This window comes from Dyadobacter sp. 22481, from assembly GCF_052044875.1.
Lineage (GTDB): Bacteria > Bacteroidota > Bacteroidia > Cytophagales > Spirosomataceae > Dyadobacter > Dyadobacter endophyticus.
In genome coordinates, this window is record NZ_JBQENV010000003.1 from 1,732,201 (window position 1) to 1,742,149 (window position 9,949).

The 9,949-nt window shown below is 48.9% G+C and carries 8 protein-coding genes and 1 rRNA gene; 4 read left to right on the plus strand and 5 right to left on the minus strand.

What is annotated here, in order from left to right; genetic code table 11:
* Positions 1–13: 13 nt before the first annotated feature.
* The 3 genes from accC (at position 14) to ACTJJJ_RS25965 (ending at position 3,601) form a co-directional block, all read left to right on the plus strand.
* Positions 14–1,519 (plus strand): acetyl-CoA carboxylase biotin carboxylase subunit, encoded by a 1,506-nt coding sequence (accC, locus tag ACTJJJ_RS25955; protein ID WP_440703463.1) that lies wholly within the window; start codon positions 14–16, stop codon positions 1,517–1,519.
* Between the two features lie 263 nt (positions 1,520–1,782).
* Positions 1,783–2,832 carry a tRNA preQ1(34) S-adenosylmethionine ribosyltransferase-isomerase QueA gene (gene queA, locus ACTJJJ_RS25960; protein WP_188937210.1) on the plus strand — a complete coding sequence of 350 codons (1,050 nt, stop codon included), beginning with the start codon at positions 1,783–1,785 and terminating at the stop codon, positions 2,830–2,832.
* Positions 2,833–2,920: 88 nt separating this feature from the next.
* Positions 2,921–3,601, plus strand: coding sequence for a 2-C-methyl-D-erythritol 4-phosphate cytidylyltransferase (locus ACTJJJ_RS25965; protein ID WP_440703464.1), 681 nt, complete (start codon positions 2,921–2,923; stop codon positions 3,599–3,601).
* On the opposite strand, the gene ACTJJJ_RS25970 is transcribed toward ACTJJJ_RS25965, so the two are convergent.
* From ACTJJJ_RS25970 to ACTJJJ_RS25985, 4 genes are all read right to left on the minus strand, one after another.
* Positions 3,585–4,895: a hypothetical protein gene (locus ACTJJJ_RS25970; protein ID WP_440703465.1), complete on the minus strand. Its 1,311-nt coding sequence runs from the start codon at positions 4,893–4,895 to the stop codon at positions 3,585–3,587. The genes ACTJJJ_RS25965 and ACTJJJ_RS25970 overlap by 17 nt on opposite strands.
* Positions 4,896–4,898: 3 nt before the next feature.
* Complete coding sequence (locus ACTJJJ_RS25975) at positions 4,899–6,041, minus strand: acyltransferase family protein (protein ID WP_440703466.1); 1,143 nt, start codon at positions 6,039–6,041, stop codon at positions 4,899–4,901.
* 66 nt (positions 6,042–6,107) lie between these two features.
* Positions 6,108–6,881 carry a glucosamine-6-phosphate deaminase gene (locus ACTJJJ_RS25980; RefSeq protein WP_440703467.1) on the minus strand — a complete coding sequence of 258 codons (774 nt, stop codon included), beginning with the start codon at positions 6,879–6,881 and terminating at the stop codon, positions 6,108–6,110.
* Between the two features lie 6 nt (positions 6,882–6,887).
* Positions 6,888–8,291, minus strand: a complete 1,404-nt coding sequence (locus ACTJJJ_RS25985) for a Gfo/Idh/MocA family protein (protein ID WP_440703468.1) — start codon at positions 8,289–8,291, stop codon at positions 6,888–6,890.
* Between the two features lie 150 nt (positions 8,292–8,441).
* Between ACTJJJ_RS25985 and ACTJJJ_RS25990 the strand changes: the two genes are divergently transcribed.
* Positions 8,442–9,470, plus strand: coding sequence for a LacI family DNA-binding transcriptional regulator (locus ACTJJJ_RS25990; protein WP_440703469.1), 1,029 nt, complete (start codon positions 8,442–8,444; stop codon positions 9,468–9,470).
* A gap of 80 nt (positions 9,471–9,550) precedes the next feature.
* On the opposite strand, the gene rrf is transcribed toward ACTJJJ_RS25990, so the two are convergent.
* A 5S ribosomal RNA gene (gene rrf / locus ACTJJJ_RS25995) occupies positions 9,551–9,662 on the minus strand.
* Between the last annotated feature and the right edge of the window lie 287 nt (positions 9,663–9,949).

Below are 9,949 nucleotides of genomic sequence, written 5' to 3' on the forward strand. Positions count from 1 at the left end.
CTGACCTGTTCAAATGCCCCAGATCAAAAAAATCCTGGTCGCCAACCGTGGCGAAATCGCGTTACGCATTATGCGTACCGCGCGTGAAATGAATATCTCCACCGTGGCCGTTTTCAGCGAGGCCGACCGAAAATCCCCACACGTGCGGTATGCCGACGAGGCTGTCTGCATAGGGCCGGCACCGTCCTCGGAGTCTTATCTCAATACTGACAAAATCCTGAAAGTATGTCATGATTTGGGCGTCGATGCTATCCATCCGGGCTATGGGTTCCTTTCCGAGAATGCGGGATTTGCTAAAAAAGTGAAAGAAGCTGGCCTGATCTTCATAGGCCCGTCCCCCGAGTCGATCGAGATCATGGGCAGTAAGCTGGCCGCCAAGCACGCTGCTTCGCAATACAATATCCCGATGGTGCCCGGTACGCCGGATGCCATCAACGACCGCGGCGAGGCCAAACGCATTGCCAGCAACATTGGTTACCCTATACTCATCAAAGCCAGTGCCGGCGGTGGCGGAAAAGGAATGCGGGTGGTGGAAAACGAAGTGGAGTTTGACGAGCAGATGGACCGGGCTGTAAGCGAAGCCCAGGCCGCATTCGGTGACGGCTCCGTTTTTATTGAAAAATACATTACCTCACCCAAGCACATTGAAATCCAGGTTTTGGGCGATCACCATGGCAACATTGTCCATCTGTTCGAACGCGAATGCTCGATCCAGCGACGACATCAGAAAGTGGTTGAAGAAGCCCCGTCGATTTCCATTACACCCGACATACGGGCAGAAATGGGCCGCTGTGCCATTGATGTGGCGCGCTCCTGCGGCTACTATGGTGCGGGAACCGTGGAATTTATCATGGATGAGGCCCGGAACTTCTATTTTCTCGAAATGAACACCCGCTTGCAGGTCGAGCACCCTGTAACGGAAATGATCACCGGCGTGGATCTCGTGAAGGAAATGATCAACATCGCCCAAGGGCAGCCGCTCGCCATCGCACAGGAAGATTTGCAAATCCGCGGCCATGCGATCGAAATAAGGGTATATGCAGAAGATGCAGCTAATCATTTCCTGCCGGACATAGGCACATTGCACACATACGTGAAACCCGACGGCAATGGTGTTCGCGTAGACGATGGTTTTGAACAGGGTATGGAGATCCCGATTTATTACGACCCTATGATTGCTAAGCTTATCACCTACGGGGAAGATCGTGAAACAGCGATCCGGAAAATGACGAGGGCGATCGACGAATATCAGATCAGCGGCGTGCAGACTACGCTTTCGTTTTGCCGGTTTGTGATGCAGCACGAAGCATTTGTAAACGGCAGCTTTGATACCAATTTTGTGGGGAGGCATTTCCAGCCAGATGTGTTAAGTACAAATACCAGTCATGAGGAAGCGGGCCTTGCAGCATTAATTTCCGTACTTCTGAATGATGCATCAACGGAAAGTAAACCCGTTCAGAATGAGGAAGTGGCAGCTAACGCATCGAAATGGAAAGCCCGCCGGTTTGCCGCACATTAAATCCGCCGCATTTCTTGAAATTTTTTAAAAAAATTCATACTTTTGCGGTCTTATTTTAGAGAAGGGCTGCGTATACAAAATTTTGGGCAATTTAGAACACCTGCAAGTATTCCCGACTTCAAATTTCCTTTAGAAGAAGAATGCTTATTGGCTAATAATTGCTATAATTCAGTTGTAATAAGTGCCTGAATCCGTCAGAACAGGGAATTACTCTTTCATCCTGACGTTATCTACGACCAAAGAAATTCACAGAATATCCAGCTATGAAGCTATCCGAATTTAAGTTTGATCTTCCCCAGAGTTTAATCGCACTTCATCCTTCTGACCGCGGAGAGTCCCGCCTGATGGTCGTTCACCGGAAAACAGGAGAAATTGAACATAAAACATTCGCCGACGTGATTAATTATTTCGACGATGGCGATGTAATGGCTATTAACGACACAAAGGTATTTCCTGCGCGCCTTTACGGCCAGAAGGAAAAGACGGGTGCAAAGATCGAAGTATTCCTGTTGCGCGAATTGAACCGCGAAATGCGCCTTTGGGATGTACTGGTTGATCCCGCACGTAAGATCCGCGTGGGTAACAAACTATATTTCGGCGACAGCGACCTGGTTGCAGAAGTTATCGACAACACTACTTCCCGCGGCCGTACGATCCGGTTCCTTTACGACGGCGACAACGACGCATTCATGAAACTGGTCGACGAACTGGGCGAAACACCGCTTCCCCCCGAGATCATTTCACGACGTAAGGTAGAAAGTGCCGACCGTGAGCGTTTCCAGACCATTTTCGCAGAACACGTGGGTGCCGTAGCCGCTCCGACAGCGGGTATGCACTTTACTAAGGCCATTATGAAACGCCTTGAAATCAAAGGGGTTAGCTTCGCGCCGGTTACTTTGCACGTGGGCCTTGGCACATTCCGTACCGTGGATGTGGAAGATTTGACAAAACACAAAACAGATTCCGAAAACTACCGCATTACGCAAAGCACTTCCGAAATCGTCAACAAGGCGATCGATGGTAAAAAACGCATTTGCGCGGTTGGGACCACTTCGTTGAGGGCTGTCGAATCGTCGGTATCGGCGAGCGGCCATTTGAAGCCGGTAGAAGGCTGGACGGACAAATTCGTGTTCCCTCCGTACGATTTCAAAATAGCCAATGCATTACTTTCGAATTTCCAGCTGCCCGAATCGATCCTTTTGATGGCGGCATGTGCCTTCGGAGGTTTTGATCTGGTAATGAAAGCTTATGACATCGCTATCAAGGAGAAATACAAATTCTTCACGTATGGCGACGCGATGCTGATCATTTAATATACAACCCTGGAATCCAATGGTCATTTATGATCAGCGACCTTCGTCCTGAGCCGTAAATGACCATTTTTTTGTTAGCAAGAAATCAATGCAAGAATACGTCATCATAGTGGCCGGCGGCAGTGGTAGCCGCATGAAAAGCGATATCCCCAAACAGTTTCTGCCCGTCAACGGTCTGCCTGTGCTCATGCATACGATCCGGGCATTTGCCGGATACTCCCAAAATCTGCGCATTATGGTGGTGCTACCATCGGAGCAGTTTGGGTTTTGGGAGGAATTATGCAAAAAATATAGCTTCGCCATCTCCCATCAGCTGGTCGCGGGCGGCGCAACACGTTTTCATTCGGTCAAAAACGGGTTGAACTGCATTGTAGAGAAAGAAGAATTCCTCGTGGCCGTTCACGATGGTGTACGGCCCGTGATTTCTCGGGAAATTATTGCCGACAGCTTCAAAAAAGCCGCTTCACATGGCGCCGCGGTTGTAAGTGTGCCTTTAAAAGATTCCATCCGCATCGTGGGCCAAAACGAAGGCAACAAGGCAATGGACCGCACGCTGTTCAGGCTGATCCAAACTCCGCAAACTTTCAGGTCATCATGGATGAAGGCTGCCTTCGCTGCCGACTACCACGAATCGTTCACAGATTGCGCCAGCGTAGTCGAAGCCGGGGGGTATAACATCCACCTCATAGACGGCGCATACGAGAATATCAAAATCACAACGCCAGAAGATCTCCGCTGGGCGGAAATTTACCTTACAGCCACTTCCTGAACCATTCGAATGCCTCTTTCTGCATATCGGCATCGAACTTGTGAGGGCCGTCGTAGAAACTGGCCTTGTATTTATCCGAAGCACCGGCTTTTTTGTAAACCTCGGTTAACACAGCATCTGCATTCTTCATTTCCGGAAGCGTGTACAGCTCGTCCTGGTTATTGTTTAGAACTAGCGTAGGCAAAGGTACTCTGAGTCCCAAAATTTCGGGAAAATCGAGGTATTTCGGCAGTAATGGCGTGTAGGTCATCCAGGTATGATTAAATGATTTGTTTAAAATCAAATCCTTCCAGGTAGTCATAAAACCGACGCAAACCGCGCATTTGATCCGTGGATCGAGCCCGGCCAGGTATACTGTCCGTAAGCCGCCTCCCGAAAGCCCGCCACAACCGAGGCGACTGGCGTCTACATCCTTTCGACCGGCCAGAATATCCAGTGCGACCTGGTCTTCCATCAGAAATACGCCCGGCCAGGTCGTCCCGGCCGAAAACAGCGATTTGGACATTACATGCTCGTGTTCGGACGACCACGCATTGTAGGTCCTTACATTTTCAGCCTTTTCGGGATCGGCGTCTGACTTCCCTTCAGTACTCACTGCACCCCAGTTCAGGCCTTTGGTATCCTCATAATACACCCTGCGGCTACCGAATGCATAAGTATCATGCACCAGCACCACGTGGCCTTGCTTCGCGATCTCGTTCGCCCAGGCCCGGCCACCGTAATCGGTTTCCTGATGTTCCTTCAATATCGGGTGCTGGTCGTCGGATGTTTTGACAATTTTCCGTAGCCCGAAATATTTCATTCCGGCGTGATCGTGAAGCCCCAAAATGCCTGGCAATGGCTTGGTAACGCCTGCCGGTTTAAGCAAAACAGCCTCCGTAGGACGACCATAAGGCAGCTGCCACGAGAGTTCCTCTATTTCCAGCCCGTCGTAGGTATACTTTTTCTTGACAGTAACTTTGGGTGAAGCCGGTTTTGCCGGAGCCGACACGAGTTCCTTTGTCTTTTCCAATGCTTCTTTCCGCCAGGCGTCCACATTACTCCACTTTTTATTACGAAAAGAAAGGGGAGGCTGCGCCGGGAGCAATGAGGCGGCCCAGGGACCATAAGCGCCAATCAGGCTTTTTTCTGATGCCATAGATAGGGAATTGATACTGTCTGTATGAAAGGTTGGAGCCGCTGAGGCTACCGAAGCACCTCCTGCCATCGACAGGGCGACTGTGCCGGCGGTGTTTTTCAAAAAAGATCTTCTCGATATTTCACCGTCATTGCGGTCCATGTCGACGGTCTTCATAAGCTATACTTTAACAAATATTTTTTGACGATACAAAAAGTAGAGGAACAGCCAAACCAATACAAAGCCACCCAGCGCATTGTAAACCTCATGCCAGTTTTCCGGCGCATGTTTGTAAATACCCGCAAAAAGCAGCCTTGACGATTCGTTGAAATCCACAAAGCGAACGGCGAGGTAAATCACCAGCGAATTCAACCCGATAACCCGGAAGAAAAATGCCCATTTCTGGTACCCCTTCACGTCGATAATCCAATAAAACAGCGCGAGCATTGCGAATGCCATCCCGGAAGTGAGCATGATAAACGAGCTGGACCAAAGGTGTTTATTAACAGGGAACACAAAATTCCAGAGTAATCCGATAACAATGCCCGCCAAAGCAAATGCAAAGAGTTTTCCAAGCTTCAAACCCGCTTTGGTTCCTCCGAGCAGCATATCACCAGCCACTGTACCGAAAATGGTAAGGCATATCGCAGGAAATTGCGTGAGTAATGCGAGCTCGTCGTAAGTACCTTGCTTTAATATACCAGGCATGAAATTACGATCGATCCATCCTACCAGGTTGCCCTCGAAAGAAAGGTCGCCGGAGCCGAAGCCCGGTACTGGTACTAGTATGAGTGTCAAATAATAGGCGACCAGAATGCCCGCGGCGATGTATAGCCGCTGAGTCGTCCCGCATTTCATATATAAAATCGCCGAAATGAAGGTCGCGAGCCCAATCCGCCCGAGTACGCTTCCATAACGTATGTGCGCGGGATCGAAAATGTCTATCGGTGCATTCTTGTCCAGGATACCCAAGGCAATCAGGATCAGCATCCGTTTAAATACTTTGTTTCTAATCACCGAGGGCGGAATTCCCTTCGCGAGACCGCCCGTAACGCTGAACGCGAGCGAGGTGCCTGCCAGGAAAAGAAATAGCGGGAATATAAAATCATAAAATGTAAAGCCATTCCAGGCGGGGTGTTCGAACTGCGCAGCGACGGTATCGATAAACGGTAATCCCGTTTTTCCTCCCAGCAGGGCAATGAACTGCCCACCGCCTGCAATCATCAGCATATCAAATCCTCGCAGCGCATCGATGGACGCAAGCCGGCCGGGTGCATTGGCTTGCTTTGTTTCCTTTTGAACGGCAGTAGACGGTGCTTCCATAGGTTTAGGATAACTATTTGGAATATAAGGTAGTTTGGTCCTGATTTTTACCCGAAACCGCAAGCACTATTTGGGTAGTTCAGCATTTCGATCAACGGTCTCCACTGCTGTCAGCAAGCTAGCCGATTCCTTGTCCAGGAAGAAGGTACAATCCGCATGGAGCTGTAAAATGCTCGCCGGAAACGCGTTACTGACTTCGTTTTCAAGGCTATCCTTGACAGCAACCGCCTTTCGCTCATCAGGAACCGAGCATATAATGTGCCTCGATTTCATGATCTGCCTGACGGACATGCTGATGGCGCGCAAAGGCACTTCGTTGAGTGATCCAAACCAGCCTTCGCCCATTTGCTGACGGCGGCAAGGCTCGTCGAGGTTTACGATCAGGTAGGGCGAGTCCGTATCAAAATCAGCCGGTGGATCATTGAAAGCCAAATGCCCGTTCTCACCGATTCCAACTAATGCCACGTCGATCGGATGCTCAGTAATCTGCTGAGCCAAATACTTCAATTCTTCTTCGAGATTGCCTTCCCCGTTGATAAGATACGAAGCGTGCAAAGGAGGCACTACCGACAAAAAACGCTCGGCCAGATATTTCCGGAAACTCGCCGGATGCGTTACGGGAAGATCTATGTATTCATCCAGATGGAACATTGTGACCTTCGACCAATCGATATCTTTCTCAACAACGAGCTGATTCAGTGTCTCAAACTGGCTGGTACCAGTCGCGAGGATCACGTTGGCATAACCCTGCCTCGCTAATGTATCCCTGATGATCATGGCTGCATAAGCGCCGGCACTTTGCCCGAGTTCTTCCTTTGTCTCCGAAATAATAACTTTCATGCTCCTTTATGATTTTACTTCCGTATTACCGCCCTCCTTCAATGCAATGTCGACAGGTGTGTTTTTCTTCCACGCCCCCCGTGTAAAGTCGGGAATGTCGATTGAGTTGGATCTGTTCGCCACCGACCATTCGGTCAAAGGTGAGATCACACTCCATGACGCTGCATCATATACGTCCTGATCTAGCGGCAGTCCGTTGCGCAAACAATCAATCAGTCGCCAATCCATCAGGAAATCCATTCCGCCATGCCCGCCTACTTTTTTCGCCAGTTCTCCAACCCGCTTGACAATCTCAGGCTTATATTTCTCTTCAATCAACTTGAATTCTTCCGCGTTGACCCATTCATGCCCGTGAGAAATACGTCCCTGCACGCCGTCTTCCGGCAATGGATATTTTTGCGCGGCCCCTTTTGTTCCGCTAATCAAATGCAAACGTGAATAGGGTCGGGGAGACGACACATCGTGCTGCAACATGATCGTTTTCCCCTTACTGGTTTTAATAGTTGTCGTATTCATATTACCCCGGTAAGATTTCCCTGCATACTTCTTAAAATCGGGGTCTTTTGCGGCAAGCTCATTCGCTTTGGCTTGGAGCATATAGTCGTTGCAGCTCATGGATACCAGGTAATCCATTTTGTCGCCGCGGTTAATATCCAGAATTTGCGCCACGGGTCCGAGTCCGTGCATAGGGTATAAATTGCCGTTCCGTTGGTTTTCTTTTAACCGCCACAGATCGTAGCGCTTGTCCTTCTGAAAGAGCGATTCGAAAATATCGTGAATATAGGCGCCTTCAACGTGAACAATCTCTCCGAAAAAGCGTTGCCGGGCCATATTAAGGGTAAGTAATTCAAAAAAATCGTAGCAGCAGTTTTCCAGCATCATGCAATGCTTTTTGGTACGTTCGGAAGTCTCAACGAGCTTCCAGCAATCTTCGACCGTCGTAGCAGCGGGGATTTCCGTCGCAACATGCTTACCGTGCTCCATTGCATATAATGCCATGGGCATATGCAGGGCCCAGGGCGTGCAAATGTAGATCAGGTCGATGTCCTCCCGCTCGCAAAGCTTCTTCCATGCATCCGGCGAGCCCGAATAGGCATCCGGCGAATGTCCTGCCTCAGTCAGGAACTTCCTGGCATTATCGGCCTTCTCGGGCACGATATCCGCGACGCCTTTTATCTGCACACTGGACAGATGCACGATCCTTTTAATGGCCCCACTCCCGCGGTTACCCATACCGATATACCCCATACGTACAACATCTATCTTGGGTGCTGCGTAACCACTCATGTTGAACACCTGCTTTTTCTCGGGTGGTGCTACAATACTTGGCGCGTCTTCAACTTCGGCCTTTGCACCAGCTATTCCAAGTGTGCCTAAACCCGCTATTTTCAAAAATTCCCGCTTTTTCATTTGCCTTGATTTGGTATACAATCCAAAAAAACATTTGCAATCGTGCAATTTTACAATGTTTTATAGCGGCATTCCAGATATTTACTTTAAATAGTAGCGAGAACGTTATCGAAACCAGAATTTCATCTCAGCCATGAACAGGTCAGTTAAATGACAAAAAGATTAACCACAATTAAAGACATAGCCAAAACGCTGGGAATATCGGTAGCCACGGTTTCGCGGGCGATGAGGGATACGTATGATGTAAGTGCAGAGACAAGAAAACTTGTGCTGGATACGGCCGCAAAAATGAATTATCGCCCCAACTTTAATGCTACGGGATTAGTCAAAAGCGGGACGCACAAAATCGCCGTAATCATTCCGGCTATTACCAATTATTATTTTTCTACGGTAATTACAGGCATTCAGGAATATGCTTTGGAACACAATTATCAGGTAATGCTGTACCTGACGAACGATTCGGCCTACTGGGAGACGAAAGTTGTTCGGGAACTGTCACTGAGTAGTGTAGATGGTCTGCTTGCCTGTATCACATACGAAACGGCCGATTTCAGCCACTTCCAGGAACTGATCGAAGCTGATGTGCCATTGGTGTTCTTTGATCGTGTGCCGGAGTCTGTGAGTACATCCGTGGTAGTCCAGGATGATTATACCGGTGCCTGCCTGGCCACTGAGCATCTGATTGCACAAGGGTATTCCCGAATTGCTCATCTGGCCGGCCCCCGTGGCCTGAACCTTACCCAGCAACGGCTACAAGGCTATTTGGACACATTAAAGAAGCACAATCTTGAATCCTACGGTGTCATTCATTCCGGATTCAGCGATGAAAACGGTCGGCACGACATGGGAATATTGTTCAATAGCACATCAAAACCTGATGCAATTTTCTCGGTTAATGACCGCAAAGCCTTTGGGGCGATACTTTGGCTGCGTGAACAGGGTATTTTAGTGGGGGAAGAAGTAGGCGTAATAGGCTTTACGAATGACCCCATCTCGAAAATTATCACTCCATCCCTATCCACGATCGCCGAACCCGCTTACGAAATAGGACGAAAAAGCTGCGAGGTGCTTATTAAGCATATTCAAAAACAAAGCTATCCAGTGCAAGAGATCTCTTTACCTACCGAGCTTATTATCAGAGCATCCACTCAAAGGGGAGCCTCTTCCAACTGCATTTAACCTTTGTAAGAAAAGGTGAGTAGATTGGTATACACGCAAAAAGCCACCCATTACTGAGTGGCTTTTCTGTGTATTAATAATTGTGGCGGCTACCTACTTTACCAGGTTTGATCCAAGTATCATCGGCGGTTCGGGGCTTAACTTCTCTGTTCGGGATGGGAAGAGGTGAACACCCGGCCAATAGCCACCAACAAGGTCTTTGTTGGTTAATTGTGGTATGGGATGGGAACAGGTGAAGCGAATCGTCGCACCGTCCCGGCCAATAGCCACCAACAAGCTCTTTCGAGGGAGGAAAGGAGGAAGGCAGTAGGCAGGAAGGGTTATCCCTTTCGTCCTTTGTCCTTTTTTCCATTTTCCTTCTTTTCATGTCATATTGGAAGTAGAAGAGATGAGAATAGAGGTTAAATGTGCAAGCTGTTGGGTAATTAGTACTGCTCAGCTAAGTGTATTTCTACATGTATACCTGCAGCCTATCAACG